27 protein-coding genes are annotated in these 25,708 nt (G+C 39.0%); 7 read left to right on the top strand and 20 right to left on the bottom strand.

Annotated elements, in window-relative coordinates; translation table 11 throughout:
* Nucleotides 1-24: 24 nt before the first annotated feature.
* From QZL88_RS16650 to QZL88_RS16580, 15 genes are all read right to left on the bottom strand, one after another.
* Nucleotides 25-510, bottom strand: coding sequence for a DinB family protein (locus tag QZL88_RS16650; protein WP_296942953.1), 486 nt, complete (start codon nt 508-510; stop codon nt 25-27).
* Between the two features lie 475 nt (nt 511-985).
* The gene (locus tag QZL88_RS16645; protein WP_296942951.1) at nt 986-1,858 is read right to left on the bottom strand and encodes an aspartyl protease family protein; all 873 of its coding nucleotides are present in this window, start codon (nt 1,856-1,858) and stop codon (nt 986-988) included.
* A 162-nt stretch (nt 1,859-2,020) separates the two neighbouring features.
* Nucleotides 2,021-3,142, bottom strand: a complete 1,122-nt coding sequence (locus tag QZL88_RS16640) for a universal stress protein (RefSeq protein WP_296942949.1) — start codon at nt 3,140-3,142, stop codon at nt 2,021-2,023.
* A 76-nt stretch (nt 3,143-3,218) separates the two neighbouring features.
* Complete coding sequence (locus QZL88_RS16635) at nt 3,219-3,473, bottom strand: DNA-binding protein (protein ID WP_194224688.1); 255 nt, start codon at nt 3,471-3,473, stop codon at nt 3,219-3,221.
* Nucleotides 3,474-3,551: 78 nt separating this feature from the next.
* A complete protein-coding gene (locus QZL88_RS16630) occupies nt 3,552-4,247 on the bottom strand; it encodes a phosphatase PAP2 family protein (protein WP_296942945.1) in 696 nt (231 codons plus the stop codon).
* 26 nt (nt 4,248-4,273) lie between these two features.
* Entirely contained in the window at nt 4,274-5,098 is an 825-nt protein-coding gene (locus QZL88_RS16625) for a tetratricopeptide repeat protein (protein WP_296942943.1), read from the bottom strand.
* 6 nt (nt 5,099-5,104) lie between these two features.
* Nucleotides 5,105-6,940: a BatD family protein gene (locus QZL88_RS16620; protein ID WP_296942941.1), complete on the bottom strand. Its 1,836-nt coding sequence runs from the start codon at nt 6,938-6,940 to the stop codon at nt 5,105-5,107.
* A 180-nt stretch (nt 6,941-7,120) separates the two neighbouring features.
* The gene (locus tag QZL88_RS16615; protein ID WP_296942940.1) at nt 7,121-7,972 is read right to left on the bottom strand and encodes a BatD family protein; all 852 of its coding nucleotides are present in this window, start codon (nt 7,970-7,972) and stop codon (nt 7,121-7,123) included.
* The gene (locus QZL88_RS16610; protein WP_296942938.1) at nt 7,972-8,757 is read right to left on the bottom strand and encodes a tetratricopeptide repeat protein; all 786 of its coding nucleotides are present in this window, start codon (nt 8,755-8,757) and stop codon (nt 7,972-7,974) included. Before QZL88_RS16610 ends, QZL88_RS16615 begins: the two co-directional genes overlap by 1 nt.
* A 311-nt stretch (nt 8,758-9,068) precedes the next feature.
* Nucleotides 9,069-10,091 (bottom strand): VWA domain-containing protein, encoded by a 1,023-nt coding sequence (locus QZL88_RS16605; protein WP_296942936.1) that lies wholly within the window; start codon nt 10,089-10,091, stop codon nt 9,069-9,071.
* Between the two features lie 106 nt (nt 10,092-10,197).
* Nucleotides 10,198-11,181, bottom strand: a complete 984-nt coding sequence (locus QZL88_RS16600; protein ID WP_296945117.1) for a VWA domain-containing protein — start codon at nt 11,179-11,181, stop codon at nt 10,198-10,200.
* A 13-nt stretch (nt 11,182-11,194) separates the two neighbouring features.
* Nucleotides 11,195-12,253, bottom strand: a complete 1,059-nt coding sequence (locus QZL88_RS16595; protein ID WP_006799774.1) for a hypothetical protein — start codon at nt 12,251-12,253, stop codon at nt 11,195-11,197.
* A 78-nt stretch (nt 12,254-12,331) separates the two neighbouring features.
* Nucleotides 12,332-13,201 carry a DUF58 domain-containing protein gene (locus QZL88_RS16590; protein WP_296942933.1) on the bottom strand — a complete coding sequence of 290 codons (870 nt, stop codon included), beginning with the start codon at nt 13,199-13,201 and terminating at the stop codon, nt 12,332-12,334.
* Nucleotides 13,202-13,375: 174 nt separating this feature from the next.
* Nucleotides 13,376-13,609, bottom strand: a complete 234-nt coding sequence (locus tag QZL88_RS16585; protein WP_296942931.1) for a four helix bundle protein — start codon at nt 13,607-13,609, stop codon at nt 13,376-13,378.
* 39 nt (nt 13,610-13,648) lie between these two features.
* The gene (locus tag QZL88_RS16580) at nt 13,649-14,641 is read right to left on the bottom strand and encodes an AAA family ATPase (RefSeq protein ID WP_006799777.1); all 993 of its coding nucleotides are present in this window, start codon (nt 14,639-14,641) and stop codon (nt 13,649-13,651) included.
* 282 nt (nt 14,642-14,923) lie between these two features.
* Here QZL88_RS16580 and QZL88_RS16575 point away from each other — a divergent pair, with 282 nt between their 5' ends.
* Nucleotides 14,924-15,610 carry a DUF4328 domain-containing protein gene (locus QZL88_RS16575; protein ID WP_296942928.1) on the top strand — a complete coding sequence of 229 codons (687 nt, stop codon included), beginning with the start codon at nt 14,924-14,926 and terminating at the stop codon, nt 15,608-15,610.
* Here the strand turns inward: QZL88_RS16575 and QZL88_RS16570 are convergent.
* Nucleotides 15,590-16,222, bottom strand: coding sequence for a MarC family protein (locus tag QZL88_RS16570; protein WP_044216073.1), 633 nt, complete (start codon nt 16,220-16,222; stop codon nt 15,590-15,592). The two genes, QZL88_RS16575 and QZL88_RS16570, sit on opposite strands and share 21 nt — an antisense overlap.
* A 214-nt stretch (nt 16,223-16,436) precedes the next feature.
* Here QZL88_RS16570 and QZL88_RS16565 point away from each other — a divergent pair, with 214 nt between their 5' ends.
* Both QZL88_RS16565 and QZL88_RS16560 read left to right on the top strand, forming a co-directional pair.
* Nucleotides 16,437-17,699 carry a phosphoglycerate kinase gene (locus QZL88_RS16565; RefSeq protein WP_296942926.1) on the top strand — a complete coding sequence of 421 codons (1,263 nt, stop codon included), beginning with the start codon at nt 16,437-16,439 and terminating at the stop codon, nt 17,697-17,699.
* A gap of 102 nt (nt 17,700-17,801) precedes the next feature.
* Entirely contained in the window at nt 17,802-18,896 is a 1,095-nt protein-coding gene (locus QZL88_RS16560) for an MAC/perforin domain-containing protein (protein WP_296942925.1), read from the top strand.
* 71 nt (nt 18,897-18,967) lie between these two features.
* On the opposite strand, the gene QZL88_RS16555 is transcribed toward QZL88_RS16560, so the two are convergent.
* The 4 genes from QZL88_RS16555 to QZL88_RS16540 form a co-directional block, all read right to left on the bottom strand.
* Nucleotides 18,968-19,867 carry an IS3 family transposase gene (locus QZL88_RS16555; RefSeq protein WP_296945052.1) on the bottom strand — a complete coding sequence of 300 codons (900 nt, stop codon included), beginning with the start codon at nt 19,865-19,867 and terminating at the stop codon, nt 18,968-18,970.
* A complete protein-coding gene (locus tag QZL88_RS16550) occupies nt 19,789-20,310 on the bottom strand; it encodes a hypothetical protein (protein WP_296941046.1) in 522 nt (173 codons plus the stop codon). Before QZL88_RS16550 ends, QZL88_RS16555 begins: the two co-directional genes overlap by 79 nt.
* A 69-nt stretch (nt 20,311-20,379) precedes the next feature.
* Nucleotides 20,380-21,102: an energy transducer TonB gene (locus tag QZL88_RS16545; RefSeq protein WP_296942924.1), complete on the bottom strand. Its 723-nt coding sequence runs from the start codon at nt 21,100-21,102 to the stop codon at nt 20,380-20,382.
* 64 nt (nt 21,103-21,166) lie between these two features.
* On the bottom strand, nt 21,167-22,351 hold the full coding sequence (locus QZL88_RS16540) for a DUF5009 domain-containing protein (RefSeq protein ID WP_296942923.1): 1,185 nt from the start codon (nt 22,349-22,351) through the stop codon (nt 21,167-21,169).
* A gap of 746 nt (nt 22,352-23,097) precedes the next feature.
* On the opposite strand from QZL88_RS16540, the gene QZL88_RS16535 reads away from it, so the two are divergent.
* The 4 genes from QZL88_RS16535 (at nt 23,098) to QZL88_RS16520 (ending at nt 25,672) form a co-directional block, all read left to right on the top strand.
* Complete coding sequence (locus QZL88_RS16535) at nt 23,098-23,406, top strand: DUF4286 family protein (RefSeq protein WP_296942922.1); 309 nt, start codon at nt 23,098-23,100, stop codon at nt 23,404-23,406.
* Complete coding sequence (gene ruvC, locus QZL88_RS16530) at nt 23,406-23,969, top strand: crossover junction endodeoxyribonuclease RuvC (protein WP_296942920.1); 564 nt, start codon at nt 23,406-23,408, stop codon at nt 23,967-23,969. Before QZL88_RS16535 ends, ruvC begins: the two co-directional genes overlap by 1 nt.
* A gap of 9 nt (nt 23,970-23,978) precedes the next feature.
* Nucleotides 23,979-24,647, top strand: a complete 669-nt coding sequence (gene lipB / locus QZL88_RS16525) for a lipoyl(octanoyl) transferase LipB (RefSeq protein ID WP_296942919.1) — start codon at nt 23,979-23,981, stop codon at nt 24,645-24,647.
* 104 nt (nt 24,648-24,751) lie between these two features.
* The gene (locus QZL88_RS16520) at nt 24,752-25,672 is read left to right on the top strand and encodes a hypothetical protein (RefSeq protein WP_296942918.1); all 921 of its coding nucleotides are present in this window, start codon (nt 24,752-24,754) and stop codon (nt 25,670-25,672) included.
* Nucleotides 25,673-25,708: the final 36 nt, after the last annotated feature.

The raw sequence follows: 25,708 nt of genomic DNA, 5'->3' as shown, positions 1-25,708 counted from the left end.
TAATTATATAATTTAAATTCTTATCTATTTCTTGTCGGCTAGCTCTTCTATCTCACCCATATGTAAGTGTAAATGCCCGAGATAGCCGTTAATCATATCTTCCAATGTTACCACATTGCCTTCAAAATCGGTCCATATATTTCCCAACTTAGATCTATCTACATTCTTTATAACCTGAATGATATGCAAATTATAGTATTTCCACAGATTAACCAATCCTACCCAGTCGGATTCCTGATAGTTCTGTATAGCTATCCATAGATCATTGTCCTGTGTATAATCGGGAAATACCAGTTCGGAATTGTATTGTAAACGCACCATTCTCTGCTGATTGTTAGACGCTGAATCTATCAGGTGTCCTATCAGTTGCTTTATTGTTCTGTTTTGGACATTCCGTCTCTCAGATATCGCTTCTGCAGGAAGATTTAACAGCTTATTCTCCCACTCTCGTATTACCTGGCTGATACCATCAATGACAATTGAGAAATCTGTATTTGGTGATGTTTCCATTACGATTAATGATTATTTTTTAAGTAACTGTAAAATTACTGTTTTTTTGGAGTTTGATGTAATGATTTGCTTTTAATTAAGATAAAGACTTTTCGCAAACTTTATCTATAAGTAGTAGGCTGATGATTGAAGGTTATTAGCCTTGAGTTCTTTGATGTATTGATTCGCAGATTTGAGAATTAGCATATTAGCAAATGAATGAAAAAGTGTAACCTTTGTTACCTTTTAACAAGTAGTAAGTTTTAAGTAATAAGTAAGAGGTACAAGTAGACGAGATACGAGATACGAGTTGTTCACTGATGACTGTTTACTGTTAACTGATATATCTGTTACCTTTGTTACCTTTTTAGCAAATAAAGAGTTTTAGATAGTAAGTCATGGGTCTCCGCTGATTGATAAAAGCTAATTATTAATTTTTCATTCTTAATTATCAATTGCTTTCCGTATTACCTTTTGTATATTATCAGATTTACCATCAATCGGAAGCTGAAGATTTAAGGTATAGGTTATTTTCTCGAAAATCGAATATCACCGAAAAATATTTGAAAAACTGATTCCCCAAAAGACCAATATACATATCATTCTCTTTGAAGACAAACCATTCGGAATTAGTAAAAATCACATCTTTACCTGTAAGTATACTATTACCCACGCTGATAGTGTCTGCCTTCATTATATTTACTTTCGTACGATCGCTGTCCAGATTCTTAGCCCGCCCTTCTTTGGTTTTGCCTATATCCAGACCGTATTTGGATAGTACGTTGTGAGCAAAGAACAACGTTCCGTTCAGGCCTGTATCTATCCAGCAGTTCCCTTCTATGATCTTTCCTCCAATGGTTACTCTAGCAGGAATAAGCAGCCTGCGCCCGCGGTTCTGAAATTTTATACAGTCATACCCTTTCAGGCTATCCAGTTCAATAGGTTTCAGTTCCCTTATATATTGGTCTTTATAGGATATCTCGAGTATGCGCCTGTTGAAAAAATCCCAGCCCAGCAATACGCAATCCTCACCATACCAATGCAGGAACTGGCTACCCGGGCTCATAAATATAACATCCATAGTCTTTGTCCAGTCACCCACATTGAAACGAATGCGCTCAGATTTTTTCCCGGCTACTTTATCTGCTCTTAAATATTCGGGCACAGCCAATCCCCATGCCCCTATATCGAGAAGAGCTTTCATCGGTATGGAGTCGTTAACAAAACCATCCAGAATGATATTATTCTTGAAACTATGGAAAGAAATTGCACCTTTAGGTATTACATCCGGAACAGAATCGGCACTATATACAGAAGCTTTTACCGAACACAAAGATAGTATGCAGACTAAGAAAGCCGATAGTCTCATAAAGGAGGTTTATTTACTGAGAAAAAAATCCGTGTGGAACGTAATCATAGGGGATAAGTAGATGTATCATTTTATAAGGCTAGGTATTAAGTGTAAAATCTATTCGTTAACTTCAAAGATAACGAATAGATTTATACGATATTATATGATATGTCTAGCATTTTATCCTCTTAGTACCAACAAAGGTGTATCGGAGTGAAACAGCATCTTACGCGAGATACTCGGACTAAACATACGGGCAAAGATATTCCGCTTACTGGTGGTCAGAGATAATATCTGTATTTTGTCATTCTTTATATATTCGTCCAGACTCTTGAGCATATCATTGGTGTCGATCAACTTATAGTCGAGGTTTAACCCCGGATATTGCTTACTGAAATAGTCTTTGATTCCTGCAAGTTTTATTTCGTCCCATCGGTCACCCTTCTTTACGGCTATATGGGTAAGTACGATCTGTACATCGCTATATGGTTGTAAGAGTTTTGCCAGCAAATCGAATGAGATCAAGTCCCTCTGGCTGAAGTTTGTAAGAAATGCCATCTTCTTCACTTCCCTCAAATCGGCAAAAGGTGTATTTTCCGGAATGGCAACTAATGGAACGTGAGTCATTTCTATTACCTCAGCAGTTACGCTACCGATGAGATCGGCATCTTTCTGATCCTTACCTCTGGTCCCCATAATTATCAGTGTCGGTTTATACTCCTTGGTAAAGGTCACTATTTCTTCCTCCGGCAAACCCTCACGTAATACATAGGAATAGTTTACAGAAGGAAATTCTCCTTCCGAAACCTTTTGGTCTATCGTATTACATAATTTCTGGATATTTTCCTTTACTTTCTCTATAATATTCTGGAATTCCTTCTCTTCCTTTCCCTGATAGGCAAATGCTTCGGCCATGGGCAAGGCTGTGGGATAGTATGGATTGAAATATACATGAAGTATCTTTACTTTCGCGTTGAGATCACGAGCCAGATTAAAGGCTATTTTGCATGCTTTAAGTGAGTAATCGGAAAAATCGACTGGTATAAGAATGCGTTTACGCCCGTCATCAGTCCTATATGTTTCTTCCTCATCGTAGCTAAATAGGTGTCGGCTCTCCACTACACTCAGGGCTTTGGGCAGATCGGATTCTTTGATACGGATACGAACGCCGGGCGATACTCCCGGATTATCCAAATCCACATCATTGATATGGACTTCAATATTCTCACTTTCCAGTACGCCTTTCAATATCTGGGCTTTTTCGTTTGTGTGAATCGCAAGTGTTACCAGTTTATCTCCCATTGCTGTATATATTTATTGTTGTTGTACTTATTTTAAAAGAGATGAACACTTTTGGCATTCATCTCTGTATTTTTTCTTAAGCTTCCTTCGCTTCCATCATTTCTAAAGCCATATCCAAAATAGTAGTATCATCGAGTGAAACATAACCTCCGTCCGGCCCGGGTTCTATATGTACTCCACAACTTTGCCCTTTTTCGTAACTGTATCCTCCGAAGTAGTTCCAGACTGTTTCTACAGGAATTTGTAAAGTATCAGCTATCTGATGTATGCTTCCATCCGGTAAACTATCCTTGATTTTGCGAAGCTCTGAAAATGTAATAACTCTAGTCATACTCTCTAAGTTTTAAATGGTAAATGATTAGGAATATGTTCTAAAGTTATAAAATTCTTTTTTGAAAAACAATGGATTTTATGAAGGAATATCAAATATTGCACTATATATAGCAATTGATACTACCGTAAGTAATATTGCGCCGACTAATATCTTTGCTCTTTCTTTGCTATAGACTGGCATTCTAACCTCCTCTTTAGGAACTTTCAGAATATACCGGCGAGAGGTTAAATATATATAATACACCAAAAAGCCTATTAAAGTGCCCCAAATAGCCCCTCCGACAACATCAGAGATAAAATGAACGCCCAGATAAATACGTGAATATGCCGTTGTTGCAGCCCATAATATCATCGTAAGAGTGAGATATCTATAGCGGAATAGCAGGGATGTGAAAGCCACGACTCCAAAGCCGTTGGCCGCATGATTGGAAATAAACCCGTAACGTCCTCCGCGATATCCTTTTACTACTTCCACAAAGGCCTCAAAATCGGGATGATGTGTAGGTCGCAATCGCTCAAAATAGGGCTTGATAAGATTTGCCGAGACAAAGTCACAAAGAAGTCCAACTAATGTAGCACAGAGCAATAACAAAAGAGCCTCTTTCCATTTTATCTTATATACAAATACTACAAGGCCGGTAATAGCCAAAGGTAACCAGATAAGTTTACCACTATATATCCACATAAATGTGTCCCAATAGTCAGTATGGTGATCATTCAGCCACAGAAACAGGTTACGCTCATATGGCAATATTTTTTCTACAAGACTCATCTATGTGTTTTTCAGGTTTTAAGGGATTATATTATTTCCAGTTTGTCGCGCTGAATCCAGCCTACACTGCCGTTATCTATTTCAATCTCAAGCCAGTTACGGTCCTCTTTTGTTATATATACTTTTGTTCCTGAGTGTAATATGAAGAGTTCTTTACTGTTAATATCGGGAGAGCTGACCACAGATGCCGAACCAGCCATGATAACGGCTGTATCCCTATGCTCGATCTTATTCTTCTGACCGAAAGAGAATACGTTTGCAAGTATAACAATAACCAATGCAGCGAGTCCTATATAGAAGGCAGTTTTCTTCATGGAAACATAACGACTAAAGAAGAAGACCGATAAGCATCCCATCAACAGAAGAAACGAAACCACTGCTATGACGGCCCAAGTATTCGAACTGAATAAATTCTGAACAGCCCTGAACCATATGCTGAGAAAGAATGTATCGGCTACCAATATCTTATCCTCTATTTTGGTAGACAGATATTCAATATTGTGGCGTGTATCCCGGTCTCCCGGATCAAGCAACATGGCTTTTTCATAGTTCAGGCGGGCATGAGCCAAGTCATTCACCCTGAAATAAGCATTACCTAAGTTATAATACAATTGGGCTGACTCCAACCCGTTTTCCAATTGTTCGTTCTTCTGAGCTTCCAGTATTTCAATTGCCTTACGGAAATCGCCTTCATTGTAAGCTGTTGTGGCCGGGTCGGAAGACGTTTCGGTTTGATTCCGGCTTCCTTTTGCAGTTGCCAGCGAATCACTCACAGCGGGGATTGAGTCCTGTGCATAAGCAACAGAATATATAGCGAATATGAACAGGCAAGATAATATGATTCGTTTCATCAGACCTTATTTTATTTTCTTAATTGTACTTTCCATTTTACCGATAGCATCTACTGTATTATTGTAGAGATCATCCATTGCATGCCCCGATTCGGACGGCGCATAACGGGCAAATTCCCCTGTATCCAATATATCTATAAACTGGCTTATAAGATCATCACCCACACCGTATTTCAACAATTCAATTTCAATATTCTCCCTATTCAGGTCTGCAACCGGGATCGTCAATTTATCACTCAGATAACCCCATACAGCACGCAGGATTTCTTCATAGAAACTATCTTTCTGCTGCATCTGCAAATATTTCTTAGCCAGCTTAAGGCGCTTGGTCGCCACCTTATTCGCTTTCTTGGTACGCATCATCGCTATATCGGCATTCGCCTTTATCTGTTTCCTGTATGCTATTGTAAACGCAATAAACAGTACTAACGGAATCAGATACCACAGAAGATATGAAAGGGAACCTACAAAGAAACTCTGAGGGTCTGTAAATGAATAATTTCCTATTTTAAGATAACGGATATCCTGCTCCATTTCAAGTTCTTTCTGACTCGAATAACTGGTAGACACATTCTTTCCCGCATTCGGATCCTTATCTACATCCAGCGTATATGAAGGGGACGAAACGGTCTTATAAGAACCGCTTCTGGTATCGAAGTAGGAAAATTCAATAGCCGGTATTGTAAATTTACCCGGATAACGGGGAATAAACATATACTCTATCGATTTTGTACCCGACAGCCCATTCTCGGTTAACTTAAAATCATTCTTTACATTCGGATCATAAGTTTCGAAATCTTTCGGGAACTTGACTTCAGGGTTCTTTATAAGCTTCAGATTCCCTGTCCCTGTTATATCCAGCTTGATAGTAACAGCGTCGTTTGCCTTAATCTTTTCTGCAGATATGGACGGTTTGAAGGAAAAGTCGCCCACTCCTCCTGAAAAATTAGCAGGCTTGTTTTGTATCGGAAGTGCGGATACATCGACTGTAACAGGTGTTGTCTTCAGTGTTTTTTTAGACTCGGTCATTACTTCCTGAGGGCCGAAAAACGTCTGCACCTTTTTACCTGAAGCCACTTCGAATACGATTTCCATTGTACCCGACGGTATCGTCATTTTACCCGACCGTTGAGGAAACAAGAGCGTTTTCTTTACATCTACAGTATAATAGTTACGTCCGTTATAATGCTCCAAAGCCATCTGGCGATTTGCCGGAAGTTCGAAATCCTCGGTCATGAAGCCTTCAAATTCAGGAAATTGTATCTTCCCTACATCTCTTATATTCAGTACTGTGTAGAAACGGAATGTTACAGTCACCGCTTCCTGTTCTTTCACCTTAGTTTTAGAGAATATCGCCCTTACAAAAGCATCATTCGGATTGACATTTCCGGCTGTAGAAGAAGACGTTGTCGCTTTCACCTGCTGCCCGGGCTGTTGTGGCTGGGCATTCTTATCGGGAGGTAAGACCTTTATTTGGGCAGTATTCGATTTATAATTACTACCACCTACTTTTACTGATGCTGAAGGTAAGGTAAAGGTGCCTTCTTCTTTAGCCAACAATAGGTACGTATAGGTTATATTACTCTCCGAGGTCACTTTCCCGTTGATGTTTGAAGAACTATACATTTGTGAAACAGATGGCCCATAAAGCACGTCAAAGCCCTTTATTTCATCCGGCACATGGATTTCCCTGCCTTCGCCACCTTTCAACACATACTGCAGCTGTATTTGCGCACCCTTCACTGTAGTAGCAGGGGCACTAATAACAAAGGTGATGTTATCAGCACATATCTTTGAAATGCTTATGAGTAATAATGTCAATAAAATCAGATACTTTTTCATTACTCTATTTACTCTTTTTCGTTAGGTCTATATTTATTCAGAATACAAAAATAATAACTTTAAGGTCACAGACCTACTTATTGACTACACTTTGTGCCATCAAACATAGTTCGTCCATTCCAGTATAACATTCATCGAAAATCATAACTTTAAAGTGTAATATTGAATATCAACGTTTATTTATATTGCTTTCAGGTCTTGTACCCGTATTATTACGGGTTCTAGTATTAAAGATTTTTCACTTCTTATTGTCTCATCATACACATCTCCCCACATATCACGTACCCTTCTGCCTGTCGGGGTAGAATATTCTACCGATACCTGCCCTTCGGGAATAGTCATCTGTCCCTGATTACGCGGCTGAAGGATTAAGCGCCTAAGTTCGACAACCTTATAGGTTTTGCCATTCACCTCCTCATCTCTAAAGGTTTGACGAGAACGTGTTATGTTAGTGGTATAAAAATCTTTGATAACAGGAAAATCCGCACTTATTATACGCTTAATTTCTTTAGTTGTATATAATCTGTATGTAAGCGTCAATGTATCTGACAGGCTTACACTTGTTCGGGATACAGTTGTTTTTACAAAAGCATCGACCTCGTCCGCCGCATCTTTCGGCGATTTCACTTCTACTTTAACGGACTCCGCTTTATATTTCTTGCTATTTACCGTTATTTCAGCGCGGGGTAAAGTGTATTTACCTTCTCTGGAGGCTTCCAGATAATAGGAAGATGTAGTGGTGTAGACCGTTATTCGTTTGCCGTTATTAAAACGGACTGCCCTTGTCGATGATACAGACGGGCCATATAATATGGAGAAACCTTCCATATTCTTTATTATTACCGGCTCTCTTACATCATCATCACTTTCAACTACATAGTCCACTCTGAACTGTTCCCCGATAAATACTGTCTCGGGAGCTTTGACGTTTACCTTAACACTTTGGCCAACAGCCACCGACAGAAAGGGGAATAGTAATACAACTGACAAGCAAAACCGACAAATTGAATAGCTATATCCTTTTCTCTTCATTACCAGTCTTTATTTTGCTTTCTGTTATTTTCGTTCTTTTGTTTTCGCTCCTGAGCTTTAGCCTGTTTTACACGTTCTTGTGTTTCTTTCTCGTCTTGTTCCAAAGCCTGAAGTATCTGTTGCATATTTTGCTGCGACATTTGATTCTGATCCTGCTTCTGGTCTTGCTTATCCTGCTTAGGATCCTGTTTCGGATCTTGCTTAGGGTCTTGTTTCGGATCTTGTTTTTGATCCTTATTCTGGTCTTGCTTATTATCTTTATTCTGGTCTTCTTTATCTTTTATCATTTTCTGAACCACTGCCAGATTGTAGCGGGTTTCTTCATCTTTAGGATTCAGGCGTAAGGCATTCTTATAGGCTTCCATCGACTGCTTCAGATTATCCGCTTGCTGTCCCCCACCCTGCTGAGGTTGTCCTCCCTGAGCCATCTGCATTTGCTGTCCTTTTTCATTTCCTTTCTTTTTCAGGAATGTATTACCCATATTACTCCAGGCCGAACTCATCTTTGTTTGATCTTCACTCTCCAAAGTCAGATAATGCTGATATTCTTTCAGTGCATCATCCCACCTCTGCTGCTTATAATATGTGTTAGCCAGATTGAAAGAAGCTTCTTTCGAACTTGCATTTTCTTTCAGCGCATTGGTGTATTCGGTTTCAGCAGCACCATATCGTTGTTCATTATATGCCTTATTACCCGTCCGCACAGCCTTTCTAACTCCCTTTTGGGCGGATAGGCTGATAGTTACTAATGCTAATAATGTTATGAATATAATCTTTTTCATCATCTCGTTCACAGTCTCAATTAAGAATACTTTTTTACTTATTTATGCCAATTAGTAGTTGAAAAGGTAACAAAGGTAACAGATATATCAGTTAACAGTAAACAGTCATCAGTGAACAACTTGTATCTCGTATCTCGTCTACTTATACCTCCCACTTATTACTTAAAACTTACTACTTGTTAAAAAGTAACAAAGGTTACACATTTTTATACTTTTACGCACTGTTACTTTTTATCGATAACACGCTTGTTATCTGTATATATAGATAAAGTTATATAAAGAAAGTAACACCCGGATTTAAATACAGATTCACTTTATTTAAACAACCTGATATTACGGAATATCCTGTTCTTCTTCTCAAACACACATATCTCAAGTAGAAGCAGAGCCAGCATAACCCAGGCGAAAATCTGATATTTTTCGTCATATTCGGAATATGCTATTCCATCTATTTCTTTTTTCTGCAATTTTTCCAACTCTGCTTGCAGGCTTTTCAGTGCACTATTCGAATTATCAGCATGTGCATAAAGCCCTTTTCCGGCTTTTGCTATCTGGCGGCACATCTCTTCATTCAGCTTTGTCACAACCGGTTGCCCTTGTGTGTCACGTTTCATATTGTTAGAACCCGGTGAAACCGGAATCATCGCACCTTCCGTTGTACCTATACCCACAACATTCACATGCACTCCCTGATCGGCTGCGCGCGCGGCTGCTCCTTCTGCATCACCTTCATGCCCTTCTCCATCGGTAATCAGGACAATAGCTTTATCTATATCCGTATCGTTAGAAAAACAACTCATGCTGATATCTATTGCGCTGCCGATCGCTGTTCCCTGAACAGGCACAAGACTGGGGTCGATCGTTTCCAAAAACAATTTCGCAGACTGGTTATCAGGAGTAAGTGGCAATTGAATAAAAGCCTCTCCGGCAAATACAACGATAGCCACTTTATCATCCCTGCGTTCATCGATAATACGGGTCAGCATTTGCTTTGCTTTAGCTAATCTGCTCGGTTTTATATCTTCAGCCATCATCGAATTAGATACGTCGATGGCAATAACCAGTTCTATCCCTTTCTTGTCTACCTTCTCCACTTTTGTTCCAAACTGCGGGCGTGCAAGGACAACTATGCCGAAACCTATGGCGACAAGTATAAGCCAGAATTTCAGATACGATCGTTTCAATGAAAGTTCAGGCATCATTCTTTTTACCAAGGCAAGTGTTCCCAGTTTCTCCACACTTTTTCTCTTTCTTATATTCAGAAAGATAAAACCTATTACAAAAACAGGTATCGCAAAGAATAAATACAGATATTCAGGATTCGCAAACTTAAACATATTTCTTATACAAGTTATGAGTTATAAATTATAAGTTATGAGCTTTGTCGCCTCGCGCCATTCTTAATTCTTAACTCTTAATTCTTAATTTTTCACTTTTCACTTTTTAAGGTATATTCCTCAACCAAGTCCGACGAAGAACCAATTCCAGTCCTACCAGAGCCAAAGCAAAAATGGCAAATGGCATGTAAAGTTCTTTACGCTTGGTTACAGTGTTTACACTTATATGAGTTTTTTCCATTTGGTCTATTTCGTCGTATATTGCACTCAGACTGGTATTGTCCGTCGCACGGAAGTATTGCCCTTTGGTAATGGCTGCTATCTCCGTCAGAGTGCGCTCGTCAAAGTCGCCTGACACCTGCATACTCTGCAAGCCGTAAGGTGTCATTATCCTTGCTGTAGACGTCCCTCTGGAACCAATCCCTATGGTATAAACACGTATATCATAAGACGCCGCCAGTTCGGCTGCCGTTAAAGGTGCAATTTGTCCGGCATTATTGGAACCATCAGTTAAAAGTATTACAACCCGCGATTTGGACTTACTGTCTTTCAAGCGGTTTACAGAATTAGCTAAACCCAGACCGATGGCAGTACCATCTTCTATCATTCCGAATTTAACCTCTGTGAGTAAGTTCAACAATACCTTGTGATCCGTTGTCAGCGGGCATTGAGTAAAACTTTCTCCTCCGAATATGACCAGACCGATCCTGTCGTTAGGCCTGTCATTTATAAATTCTGCGGCAACCTTCTTTGCCGCTTCGAGGCGTGTAGGCGAAAAATCCTGCGCCATCATCGTACCCGAAATATCGAGAGCCATCACAATATCAATTCCCTCAGAATTTGAAACATCCGAAGAATTGACACTCTGCGGACGCGCCAGAACGATTATAACCAGTGCAATCGCAATCACCCGTAGCAAAAACGGAAAGTGTCGCAAATAAACTCTAATTGTAGAAGGTGCTTTCTCAAAGGCAAAGCCTGAAGACATCTTAAATGTAGCCTGCATCTTCCTCAACTTAATGATGTACCACACAATCAGCGGTATCAGCAATAAGAGTAAGTATAAGTATTTCGGATTGGCATATACTATATCCATCATATCTTTAGCTTTGTTTTTTATCTTCTTTGTTTTCTTTTTCTTTCGGTGCCTGACTCTCCGTCAAGCTATCCTTTTGCTCTTCCAGTGTCTGGCGCTCTTCTATCTTAGTCTGATTGACGAACAGGTAAGCATTTACCAAACTCAGGTCGTTCTCGTCGGCAAACGGAGTGTATTTGGCAAACTTAACCAGATCAGCTAGTTTCAGTATCTGCGACAAGCCATCTGTAGCCGATTTTGTATCTGTAGCCAAATGTACCGAAGCAATAATATCATCCGAGATCATTTCCGGTGCATCTATGCTGAAGCGTTTATCTATATATTCACGAAGAATATCTGTAAGCTCGGTATAATATTCCTTCTCCTGCCCTTTCTGCCATAGTTTAGACGTTTTCAGCTTATCCAGTCCCTGTAATGCGACCACATGAGGAGGCAAAACAATTTTCGGGGTAAAGAAATATCCTTTATTCCTCTTCCGTATATAGAAGTAAACAGCAAGCCCTATAAGTGCAAGGATTAATAGTATAATCAGAGGTATATACAAATATTCAAGATAGTCCTGCCATACAAATGGCGGATCTTGCACTGTTTTTATATCCGATATCTGAAGCTTTTCGAAGTCTATGGAATCAGTCTGATGATTCTTCAATTGCTCGAGATATGCCAAAGATTGCTCCGATAATTGCGGCGCGGAAACTTTCAGCCCAAAATCGTTTGTACGAAGCGTATCCACACCATCTATCACCTGCATGTAAGGTACATGGTATAGCGTGGAATCGAATGAAGTCACAACATATTTCTGACTGATAGTCATCACCTCTGTCATTACCGTATCCGGTTTCAGCATCTTCAATACCTCGATACCTGTTATAAGGGTATCCGGATAAAGAGGGAAAATGATATCCCGCCCTTTTGGTGCAATAACCTCTACATTAATGATTGCCTGTTCCCCGATCAGGATATCCGACGGCTGTATTGTTGCCCTTACTGTCGACTTCTGCGCCGATAGCGAAAAACTCAGGCAGCAAAGCAAGCCAAGCAATAGTATATTTTTTAGTTTCAACATATGTTATAATGTGCCAATTTTTTAATGTGCCGATATGCCAATTCTTTTATTGGCAAATTGACTCATTAGTAAATTCTGTTAGCTTCTCTTCTTAAACAAGGCCATTAATGCCTTTACATAATCCTCATCAGTACGCACTGATACATTATCTACTTTACTCCGGTTAAACGACGTCTGCATATTCTCCTGCTGCTTTTTCCACCAGTCCTGATATACCTGACGTACTCTCTTGGACGAAGTATCCACCCAACGTTCTGTCCCGGTCTCTGCATCCATTACTTTCATAAGCCCCACACTCGGAAGTTGGGTTTCGAGATTATCATAAACCTGCAAAGCAACTATGTCGTGTTTACGATTGGCTATAGTCAGGGCATTATTATAATCCTGTATATCTATAAAGTCGGATATCATAAATGTTGTGCAGCGTTTTTTGATAACATTCGTCAGATATTTAAGAGCCATTCCCACATCGGTTTTAGCACTGTCTGCCTGAAAGTTTATCAACTCCCGGATAATATATAGTATATGCTTCTTCCCCTTCTTGGGAGGAATGAATTTTTCTATCTTGTCGGAAAAGAAAATCACCCCGATTTTATCATTGTTCTGTATGGCAGAAAATGCGAGAGTTGCTGCAATTTCCGTAACCATATCGCGCTTTAGTGAATCCCTTGTTCCGAAATCCTGACTGGCAGACACATCCACAAGAAGCATAACCGTCAGTTCCCGCTCCTCTTCAAATACCTTAATAAAAGGTTTGTTGTAGCGGGCCGTCACATTCCAGTCTATGTCACGGATATCATCTCCATACTGGTATTCACGTACCTCTGAAAAAGCCATCCCCCTGCCTTTAAAAGCTGAATGGTATTGTCCTGCAAATATATTGCGGGACAAACCACGGGTCTTTATTTCAATCTGACGTACTTTTTTTAATAATTCGCTTGTTTCCATAAATTCAGTAAACAGTAAACAGTAAACAGTAAACAGTATCGTACACTATATTTTCCGTCACTTTATTCTGGTTGTTTTTAGTATCGAAAATAATATTCTTGCGATTTCATCCACATCTTTATATATCTCTGTGAAAGTATCAAATTCCAAGTAATTAGTATCCTTAAGTAAGGATTACCAGTATTTAGTTTCCAGCACTTCTTTGTATGCAATACTCATTTTTGCCGAAAAATCGGCATGCGATATTGCACCATTAGCTTCAGCAATATTTGCACCAGATGTTCCGCATCTAAGTATTTGTTTCGACAAGATATATTCATTCTTTCCGTTTAAGGATTTATGCAATCCTACAATTTTTATTGCAAATGAATAAGCCTTCTCATAAACTATACTATCTTTTTGAATCATCTTTGTACTGATTACTGTTTACTGTCAACTATTTACTGATCAAGGCACTTCGATTTTATTCAAAATTTCGCTAATAATCTCATCGGAGTTCGTATTATTAGCTTCCGCTTCATATGTCAGTCCGATACGGTGGCGCAATACGTCGTGGCATACTGCACGAATATCCTCAGGGATAACGTAACCTCTGCGTTTGATAAATGCATATGCACGCGAAGCCAAAGCCAGACTGATAGATGCACGCGGTGATGCTCCGAAACCGATCATTCCTTTTAGCGATGTCAATCCGTTTTCCTCAGGGAAACGTGTAGCAAATACAATATCGACAATATATTTCTCTATCTTTTCGTCCAGATAAACATCTTTCACTACTTCGCGGGCTCCAATGATTTCATCCGCTTTCATTACCGGAGTTAATTTACCATAGTCTCCTGTCAGGTTGTTTCTCAGGATTAATTTTTCCTCTTCTTTCTTCGGGTAATTTATCACTACTTTCAGCATGAAACGGTCTACCTGTGCTTCCGGAAGCGGATAAGTACCTTCCTGCTCAATAGGGTTCTGAGTTGCCATTACCAGGAATGGGGACGGTAATTTATATGTCTTTTCTCCAATTGTCACCTGGCGTTCCTGCATGGCTTCGAGTAATGCACTCTGTACTTTGGCAGGAGCACGGTTTATTTCATCTGCCAATACAAAATTTGAAAATACAGGTCCGTGTTTTACGAAGAACTCTTCGTTTTTCTGGCTGTAGATCATTGTTCCGATAACATCGGCAGGCAATAGGTCGGGAGTAAACTGTATACGACTATACTTAGCATCGATGAGCGAAGCCAAAGATTTTATTGCCAGAGTCTTTGCCAAACCCGGCACCCCTTCAAGCAGGATATGCCCATCAGCTAAAAGACCTATCAAAAGTGATTCTACGAGATGTTTTTGTCCCACAATCACTTTATCCATACCCATTGTGAGAGATTCTACAAATGAGCTTTTACTCTGTATCCTTTCGGTAAGTTCTCGAATGTCAACTTGCGCCATACTGTTATACTATTTTGCGTTTATATTTATTGTTTGATTTTCCTCAATTATAATTAGTAAACTCAGATTAGCCCCCGATATTTTACGGGCATATCACTCCTATTTTACTAAGCACGACAAAAATAGAAATGTTAAATCTGAAAACCGATAATTCGGAGTTAAAAAAAATTAAGCGGAACGAAGTATTTAAGCCGATAAATTAAATAGAGTATAGTGTATGCATTATATCACTTATTTTTATAGTTTTATGTCATAATCAAATCTAATATAAGAAATACACATATGGATGAATTAAGGTCTAACTCCCAAAGAGCAAAAAACGCCATCGCTTTAATATGGATTGTAATGATAACATGCGCAATAACACTTATTTTGGAGATTATCCAATTAATGGTTAGTTATGAAATTATACCCAAAGAATACATTTCTGAAAACACTTTTTTTATAATAGCATCAGTTGAGGGCTATACAGCGATATTGACATTTCTGGCGGTAATAGCATCGGCTATAACATTCATTCAGTGGTTCAGAAGAGCTTATTACAATCTTGAAAAGAAGATGAATAAACTCGAATATTCTAATGGATGGGCAGCCGGAGCTTGGTTTATTCCAATCATAAATCTGTTTGTTCCATACAGGATTATGAAAGAACTATATATAAAAACAGACCAGTATCTTTTGTTCAATAGTAAGGAGCCATATACAGAACGGCTGAAAACAGATTATGTTAAAGGATGGTGGACAATATGGATATTCAGCCTCATATTCGGAAGCATATCATTCAGAATCGAATGGAGTTTTTCATCCATTGACACCGGTTCCAATTTATTCCTGTCAGTAATAAATTCAGCAATAGAAACCACACTCTGTATAATCACTATTATAATTATTGAAGATTATAATAAAGCAGAAAAGCTTCTTTTCGAAACAGAAGAAAAAGAAGACTCCTTAATTGAAAAGGCTCTCTAAAAATGGCCTTATCCCTGCCAGGAAAAACTCAACTGCTATTACCATCACTATAAGTCCCATCAGACGCATCATTACATTGATACCGGTTTCGCCAAACCGTTTTATCAGTTTTGATGAACTGATAAGAATGAGATAAGTAACCAGCAACATAAGACATAGTGCTACTACAAAAGTTACTTTTAGCAATATACTATCCGCATCTTCCATCAAGACGATAGCATTCGTTATTGCCCCTGGGCCGCAAAGCATCGGTATGGCTAGTGGTGTAATAGCGATATCTTTGATTGTCTGCTTTATCTCTGATCCCTTTGCCTTAATCGGCGACAACCGGGCATTAAGCATATCGAAACCGACAACGAAGAAAATGGCGCCGCCTACTATCCGGAAACTGTTGACAGATATACCAAATACTCTGAACAAAAACTGCCCGGAAAAAGCAAAGACCAACACGATAATCAGCGAAACCACCACTGCCCGTTTTGCCACAGCAACCCTGTCTTTCGGTTCCATATCGGAAGTAAGCCCGAGAAAAACAGGCATAGCGCTGATAGGGTTTATAAGAGTAAAGAAAGATGTGAAAACCAATAATCCGTAGGCTAACAATTCGGTCATATTCTTTTTTCAGCAAAGATATTACTTTTGTCAAGTCTGACTCACAAATAACAACATAATATATAGATTCAGGCAAATTTCACGATAATTTCATTTTGAAGCAAAAAATCTTCCATAGAATTTAGTATATTTGTACCGCTTTTAAGGATAGGAAATCCAAGCAAACAATACACTGATAATCAATTATATTAATTATATTTAATTACAGACAATCATGATTACAATTGACAAATTCAATTTTTCAGGAAAGAAAGCGTTCGTCAGAGTTGACTTCAATGTGCCTCTAGATGCAGATTTCAACATCACAGACGACACTCGTATCCGTGCAGCTATGCCTACACTAAAAAAAATCATAGCCGACGGTGGTAGCCCGATCATTGCATCTCACCTTGGACGTCCTAAAGGTGTAGAAGAAAAATATTCGCTGAAACATATCCTTGCTCACGTATCTAAACTTCTGGGAGTTGACGTGCAATTCGCTAACGACTGTGTAGGTGAAGAAGCCGGAATAAAAGCTGCTGCTCTTCAACCGGGCGAAGCTCTTTTGCTTGAAAACCTCCGCTTCTATGCTGAAGAAGAAGGCAAACCTCGCGGATTGGCCGATGATGCAAGCGATGACGTAAAAGCTGCTGCAAAGAAAGCTATCAAAGAAAGCCAGAAAGAATTTACAAAGACACTTGCATCTTATGCAGATGTATATGTAAATGACGCTTTCGGAACGGCTCACCGTGCACATGCTTCTACTGCGCTTATCGCGGATTACTTCGATGCTGAACACAAAATGTTCGGTTATCTGATGCAGAAAGAAATAGACGCTGTAGAGAAAGTAATGAAAGAAACTGCACGTCCGTTCACTGCAATCATCGGTGGATCGAAAGTATCTTCTAAAATAGATATCATCGAAAACCTGCTAGACAAAGTGAACAACCTTATCATCGGTGGTGGTATGGCTTTCACATTCGAAAAAGCGAATGGCGGCAAGATCGGTAATTCTCTTTGCGAAGACGACAAACTGGAACTGGCTAAAGACATTATGGCTAAAGCTAAGGCTAACGGAGTAAACCTGGTTATCGCCAGCGATGCCAAGCTTGGCGACAAGTTTGCAAACGATGCAAATACACAATTTACAGATGCCGACAATATCCCTGACGGATGGTCTGGTTTCGACATAGGCCCTAAAGGTGAAAAAGAATTCACTGATGTAATCATGGCTTCTAAAACTATCCTTTGGAATGGTCCTGTGGGCGTATTCGAATTCGACAACTTCGCTCACGGTACAGAAACTGTTGCTAAAGCAATTGCTACTGCAACTAAAGCCGGAGCATTCTCCCTTGTAGGTGGTGGTGACTCTGTTGCTGCGGTTAACAAGTTCAACCTAGCCGATCAGGTATCTTATGTATCTACTGGCGGTGGTGCTTTGCTTGAATTCATAGAAGGAAAAGTTCTTCCGGGAATTAAAGCTATCAGAGGATATTAATATTTCAACCTCAATATACAAAGTCCGTGCAGTAATGTGCGGACTTTTTTATTTCATTCTCAATTTATTTTTTAACTTTGATACAATCTAAACAATCAGACCATGAAGAAAAAAATTAATGCCCTGATCTTATGTTGCCTATTCTTATCCTTCACAGGATGTTCCAATAGCGATGATTTTACAGTAGATGTACCTGAAGAAAAGCAGGAAGAAGTAAACCCGATGGACGCATTTACCCCCCTTAAATCAAAACCAATTACAAACAAAAAAGATTTATTAGGAAAGGGTTATGATTATACTGGTTCATATGCAAGCGATATTTCAGTCAGAGAAAATGTACTTGATATAGATAAATTTCTAAATGAAAAACCGGAACGTTACGATAAAATGGAATCCACCCAAAGTTCAAATTTTACCGTTTCCGGAGCTAATGCATGGCGTTATACAAAACACCTTACAAATATATCCAATGATAGCTACTGGAATCCGATACCCGATAATATTAACGCTTTTTCAGGCTTTATTCTAGACAATGAAATGCTCTATAACAAAGACGATAAAAATGCAAAGGATTATTCATTCGCCAGCATCCATTATTACTTTCATAATGGTAAGTACGCATTAAATGCTAGACCTGACGATCTTTTTGATTATTTGACAGTCGATTTCAGGAATGATATCACCTCTTTATCTGCAAACAAAATCATTGAAAAATACGGTACACATGTTATCGGCGAGTATATCAAAGGTATGCGTCTGGATTTAATATACAAGTCTAAAATAGATAAATCGGGGTATACAACTCCTGAATATGATGGCATATCCTACACCGAAGAGTATATTGAAGATGGGATAAGACACACTCTCAGGAGTATTGGCTATTGGCCTAATGGGCCGGGTAATCCGCCAGATGAAAACAATGTAAAACTAAATGGTATCCCTATCCTCTATATTGAAAACCATGGAGGTGACAATAGCCTAATACCATCCGGAGTCTACAATCTACAGAAACAATATCCACAATTAAATATCAACAAATGGTTTCAATCTTTAACTGAAGATAATGCTGCCCTTGTAGACTTGAATTTAGACAAACTTATTCCTATATATGAGCTTGTAACAGATGAACTGAAGAAAACAGAATTACAAAATGCAATAGAAAAATACATCAAAGACCGACAGATTGTTTTTAAATAAACAAAATAATAATCCTTAAAAAGCCTGCATAATGATCTGACCCCAAAAAGTTGGACGGATTAATAAAAAATTCAAGTGTATAGAGTTCGGTATTTTACCGGGCTCTTTCCTTTTAATTTAAGTTTGATTCTCTCATTATTATAATACTCGATGTATTCTGTCAGTTCCTTTTTAAACTCACTGATGCTCTTAAATTTCTTCAAATATAGTAATTCAGACTTCATAATGCCAAAGAAATTCTCCATAACAGCGTTATCCAAACAATTACCTTTGCGAGACATGCTTTGTATAATTCCATTCTTTTTAAGTGTCATCTGATATTGCTTATGTTGATAATGATATCCCTGATCTGAGTGCAAAATAAGTTCGCCGGTTATGTTCACTTTATTTTGAGCCTTTTTTATCATATCCATAACCATCTTTAAATCAGGACTGTCGGATATGGTATAAGATATGATTTCCCCATTGAACATATCAATAATAGGAGAAAGATATGCCTTCTTACCCTCAATTTTAAATTCAGTAACATCTGTAGCCCATTTTCGGTATGGCTTTTCAGCTTTAAAGTCACGATTAAGTACGTTAGGAGCAATCCTGCCAACTTCTCCTTTATATGACTTATATTTTACCTTACGGACTTTTGATTTCAGATGCATTTCTGCCATAAGTTTTTGCACCGTCTTATGATTAATCAAATATCCCTCATTTAGGAGCTGCATATACACCCGACGATACCCATAACGTTTGTGGTGAGCTTCAAAAATATCAACTATACGTTTTCTTATATCAGCATATTTGTCTGTGCTGTTAATACGGGATATATGATAATAGAAGGTTGAGCGAGCCATCCCATGGATCCTCAGTATTGTTTGAAGATCATGACCTTTCTGCCTTAGTCCTTGGATGGCTTGCGCCCAATCTTGCGTAGACGGGCTTCCTTTTCTTCGACTAAGGCTTTCACTTTTTTTAATAGCTCATTCTCTATTTTGAGCTTAAGATTCTCTTCACGGAGCTTTTCGAGTTCCGTCTCAGGTGCTTTCTTCTTAGGTCTTCCCATACCTTTTGCGCGGCCTCGTTTTTTTGTAATATCAAGCGCATTCAAACCGTCAGTTCTGGCTATCCGTAGCCAAGTGGATATACGGCTGTCGCTTGCTCCATATTTTAACGAAGCTTCAACCAAAGATAAATGATTATTTTCAATATCGGAGACTATTGTACGCTTTAGCTCTCCACTTGCACAAATATTCTTCTTTTTGCGTAAGGCTTCTAAACCATGCTGCTTATACTGAATCCACAAACAAGTTAAGAGCTTAAAACCGATCCCATACTTTGTACTTACGTAATTGATACTGTAACCGTCTTCAAGCAGATGCATATACATGAGACGGTCGGAAAAGGAATGTGTTTTATTCATAAATAAACCCCAAAGTTTTTTGTCCAAACTTTGGGGCTCACTTCATAATTAATTACAGCAGGCTTTTTTTTACCTCAGCCGAAACACAATCGGTATAGTATAATATACATTCACTAGTTCTCCTTTATGTTTTCCCGGTATCCAGTCCGGCATTAAATTTATTACTCTGAGAGCTTCTTTATCCGCAGCAGATGTAAGACCTTTTATTACTACAGGCTTTACAATCTTTCCTTCTTTAGTAACGATGAAACGGATTACTACCCGACCTTGAAAATCAGTTCCATCATCCAACCATTTCAGATTATCTCTTATAAACTCAAACATTGCCTGTTCCCCTCCGGGATAAGACGGCATTTGATCTGCTATAAATAGTATGGACTCACCATCTGCAATACCTTCTATTGGCAGACGAAAAATAACAGGAAGTGTAAAATCTGTATCCTTAATATTTTTTACATCTTTTCCCCATTCCCATTTAGGCATCGCCTTTATTATATCCACAACTAAACTGTCACAGTCGGGATGAATACCTCTGACAATATGTATATTCGTTATACTACCATCAGTTTTTATTGTAAATCTGGCAATAATCCGGCCTTCAATATTAGCCTTTATAGCCGATTCCGGATACTTCTGTCTTTCCTTCATAAATTTATACATCTCTTGCTCCCCTCCGGGAAACCGGGGCATAATATCCACAGCAATATATATATTGTCTTTACCCAAACTCCCCTCCTGCGCATTAGAAAAGATGGTTACTGATAAAAGAAAAAATAATAATGCTCTCTTCATAGCTTATCTAATATGAGTTACTCTATATAGATAAACTACAATACAAAAATCCACAAAAAGAATCCTATATTTTCAGTTTCACTCCAACCTTCACCAGCAATGCAGTAAGCCCGATAGTCAGCAATGAAAATACAGCACACTTCAATAATCCGACCGGACTAACCAACAAGGCTTCCGGTAATTGCAGATTTATCAATGTAAAAATCGAATATAATAAATATGGCAGCAAATAACAGGTCAAGGTAGCTGTTCCTGCAGGCTTTATAATATCAAACCACGATGCTTTCCCTTGCATATCGGTGAGCCAGTATATAAAAGCATATGTCAGAAGGGATATTCCCAAACACAAAAACAACCATGTCGGCGTAGCCTGTATCTTAGATATAATCCAGAATGAATGCGATAGGAATCCAAGCAACAGAGTCCCAATACCTGCGACGAAAGTTATGACTAACTTACGGTTCCCGCTAACTTCTGTTTCAGGACGTTTAAAAAGTAACATAAGTAACACACCTCCCATTGTAAATGCATGGAAACAACCATTCCCCGGGATTATCTCATGGAAGAATCCTAACCAGTGATTAGATCCGGCCACACATAACAATATAAACAACACACCTGCAATCCACAAATACATTCGGTTCTTGTATAAAAACAGGTAAATGATTGCACACAGTAAATATGTCCAGCCGATAAGCCCTAAAATCCCCCACCAGCGGATCTGGAACAATCCACCCTCTCCATCTCTGTAGATTACTGCCAATACACCAAGTATAATAACCCCCAAAACTTTCAAGGCTGTAAACAGATGCTTTTTACCGCCTCCCTGTTTTGGATAAACGTTCCAAATAAGAAAGAAACCAAACAATGTTAATATCGTAAAGACAGGTTTACTTATACCCGTCTCATCCGCTACACCCGATTCCAGATTTACGGTAAAGAGTCCCATAGCCAACAATGCCACCGAGCGCACGACTATATGCCATAAGATCTGTTTTTTCGTCTCACCTTTCTTCATCCGGCTCTCCATAGCCAGAGGTATAGACATACCCAATATAAAAAGGAAAGAAGGAAATACGACATCCGAAAAGCCCAGCATATCTTCCGAAGCCGCCGCATGTTCCAGCCAATGGGGAACACCCGATACAGACCAGAAATCGTTGACAAAAATCATAAAAAACATCGTCAAAGCCCTGAATATATCTATCGAGGCTACCCGTACAGGTTTTGCTATAAGAGAGGAATCCATATGGTATTTGATTTATATGTTTATAAAAATAAGGATAATTTCAGAAATAAAAGGATAACATTACTAAAAGGTAACAAAGGTTACACATATTTCAGCTTTTAGCTATTAGCCGTTAGCGTTGGCTATCGCATAAGTGATTTACAGTTAGCAACAAACAGTATTTTCACGAGAGATGTTAAGGTGTAAAGTCCAATTCATGATTTATAACTCATAACTTATTACCGAATTCACATTTATTAACTACGTTTAGCCAAAACCTGACACATCTGACAGAATTTTCATCATTTTCATCTTATTATTTTAGTATTCGTTGACCATTTTTAATTAAAAGGTAACAAAGGTTACACTTTTTTACTTATTATTTCTACCCTCCCTGTAGCCTCCCCAAGGGGTAGGCTGTTAAGTTCTGAATTCTTATATCCTCTTTGTCATGTTGAACGGAGTGAAACATCTCGTTTCTCAGTGTAACAAATACCTTTCTTAACAACACAGGACGTCTGCGCGAGCGGGTATATTCTCTCAATATATCTCAGTGTCTTCTCAGAGAAACTCAGTGTAATAATTTTATTTGTACCCATCATTTAACTAAAAAAATTAAAACTTTCCAGCCCTACCCCTTGGGGAGAAACAACGTTCGACAGAACGAAGTGTAGTCAATGGTGGGGGTCTATCAATACTTCAAAGAGCTATCATCTATATATAGATAAACTTTTCGTACTTTTGTTATAAATATAATAAACTTACAAATGATAATATTCAATACCACTTTTCATGTAGAAGACGATGTTTGCGGCGATTACATTAGCTACATGAAAGAAACATATATCCCGAAAGCTGCTACCAGCGGATTCCTCCATGAACCGCGATTCGCCCGTATTCATGCACAACATGAAGAAAGCGGCAGCAGTTATTCCTTGCAATTCAAAGTAAAAAATGTAGACACACTCAACCACTGGTTCGAAACTGAAGGCCTGGCTTTGCAAAAAGAAATTACGATACGCTTCGGGAATAAAACTCTGGGATTTGTTACATTACTCGAAGAAATAGAACTATAATGATAGAAAAGGAACGGATCATTCTGGGTATTGACCCCGGGACTCAGGTAATGGGATATGGTGTTTTAAGGGTGGTGAATAACAAGCCCGAAATGCTGGCAATGGGTATACTCCAATTAAGCAAGTATGATGACCACTATCTCAAACTTCGCCGTATCTTTGAACGGATAATCGGCCTGATTGATGAATTTCTGCCTGACGAGCTGGCTATCGAGGCTCCCTTTTTTGGAAAGAATGTGCAAAGTATGCTCAAGCTCGGCCGTGCGCAGGGTGTAGCTATGGCTGCTGCCTTATCCCGTGATATTCCTATTTTTGAATATGCCCCATTGAAAATAAAGATGTCGATTACCGGAAACGGAAGGGCAGCTAAAGAGCAGGTTGCCTATATGTTACAAAACTTTTTGAAAATCCCCAATGAGAATATGCTACCGCAGATGGATGCTACCGACGGATTAGCCGCTGCTGTTTGCCATTTTTTTCAAACAAACAACCCTTCTCAGGAAGTAAAATTTACAAGTTGGAAAGATTATATAAATAAAAATCCGTCAAAAGTAAAAAAATAGACAACTCATATGATATACGAAGACCTGAAAACAATAGAATACGGCGTTGCATGGGATTACCAGCAACAACTATTCGCAGAGGCTTTAAACTGCAAGGATAAAGGAATTCAGACTAATAATCATCTACTGTTTTGCGAACATCCCCATACTATCACAATTGGCAAACATGGCAAACAGGAGAATTTACTCTTTCAGGAAAGTTACCTAAAAGAAAAAGGAGTATCACTTTTCCAAATAGACAGGGGTGGTGACATCACCTATCATGGTCCGGGACAACTTGTAGGTTATCCGATATTCGATCTGGAGTCTTATGGTATCGGTCTTCGCCAATATATCTTTAACGTAGAAGAAATTATTATCCGGCTTCTTCAATCTTATAATATTCAATCCGAACGCCTTAATGGTGCCGCAGGTGTATGGCTGGATACAACCACGCCTTCAAAAACGAGGAAGATAGCCGCTATTGGAGTACGCAGCAGCCGCTTTGTGACTATGCACGGATTTGCACTGAATGTAAATACCGATTTATCTTTTTTCTCACTCATTAATCCCTGTGGTTTTATTGATAAAGGAGTTACCTCAATGGAAAAAGAGCTGGGATACAAAGTAAACATGGAAGAAGTAAAGGTAAAAGCGAAGAAGCTGTTTGAAGAGATCTTCATTGAAAAGATTGTTTAATAACTGTTTAACGAATTTTAGTTTCCCCACCCCAAACTTAACCGTGACTTAATCGTTTCGTAATCACCTTCTCATACTTTTGACGAAACAAAAAATGTATAGAGATGGATATAAAACGATTGGGAGCCATCGACATAGGCTCCAACTCGGTACGTCTGCTGATTACGGATGTACTCGACTATCACGGCAAAGCAATCTTCAAAAAAGATTCCCTGATACGCATACCCCTAAAACTAGGAGAAGACACATTCTCTACCGGACTGATCAGTGAACAGAAAAAAGAAAAACTCGCTATACTCATGCAGGCTTTCCATGGTCTGATTCAGGTAAACGATGTGGAAAAGTGGCGTATCTGCGCTACATCGGCCATCAGGGAAGCTACAAATGCAAATGAAGTACTCGATTATGTATATGCCAAATCGGGTATAGAAATCGAGATAGTGGACAGCAAAGAAGAAGCCCGTTTTATCCTGACCAACAGTATAGACGAACTTTTGGAAGAAAACAGGGCGTATATATACACAGATGTAGGTGGCGGCAGTACAGAAATGGTTATATTCCATCAGAATAAAGAGATAGCCACAGAGGGATTCAGACTGGGGACCTTACGCAATTTATCTCAAGAAGAGGAAAGAGCCGAATGGGAAAGAATGAAAGACTGGCTTGCCGAATACTGCAAAGATTTTGTAAAAGTATCTCTGATTGGTTCAGGAGGGAACATCAATAAACTCGATTCCCTGCTTCGCCGCTGTGGACGTATAAGACGTGAAGAACTCGTTAGTTTTTCGTGTAAGCTGAGAAAGATGACTTATGAGGAACGTCTCCTTAAATATAATATAAACCTCAACCGGGCTGACGTTCTGCTTCCAGCCATCGATATATACCTGCGTATAATGAAACTGGCACGGGCCCTGGTTATAGAAACCCCGATAATCGGTGTAGCCGACGGTATAATCAAAGATTTATACCTGAGAAACTATATGCCTGTATCAGTTCCCGAAGCGGACAAAGTATCGCAACCCTAAATAACAGGAAAACAACCCGCTTAACGGTTTATTCAT

Origin of the sequence: uncultured Dysgonomonas sp. (assembly GCF_900079725.1) — a bacterium.
Taxonomy (GTDB): domain Bacteria; phylum Bacteroidota; class Bacteroidia; order Bacteroidales; family Dysgonomonadaceae; genus Dysgonomonas.
The sequence above is the reverse complement of the archived record's forward strand: the minus strand, read 5'-3'. Positions and strand labels throughout refer to the sequence as shown.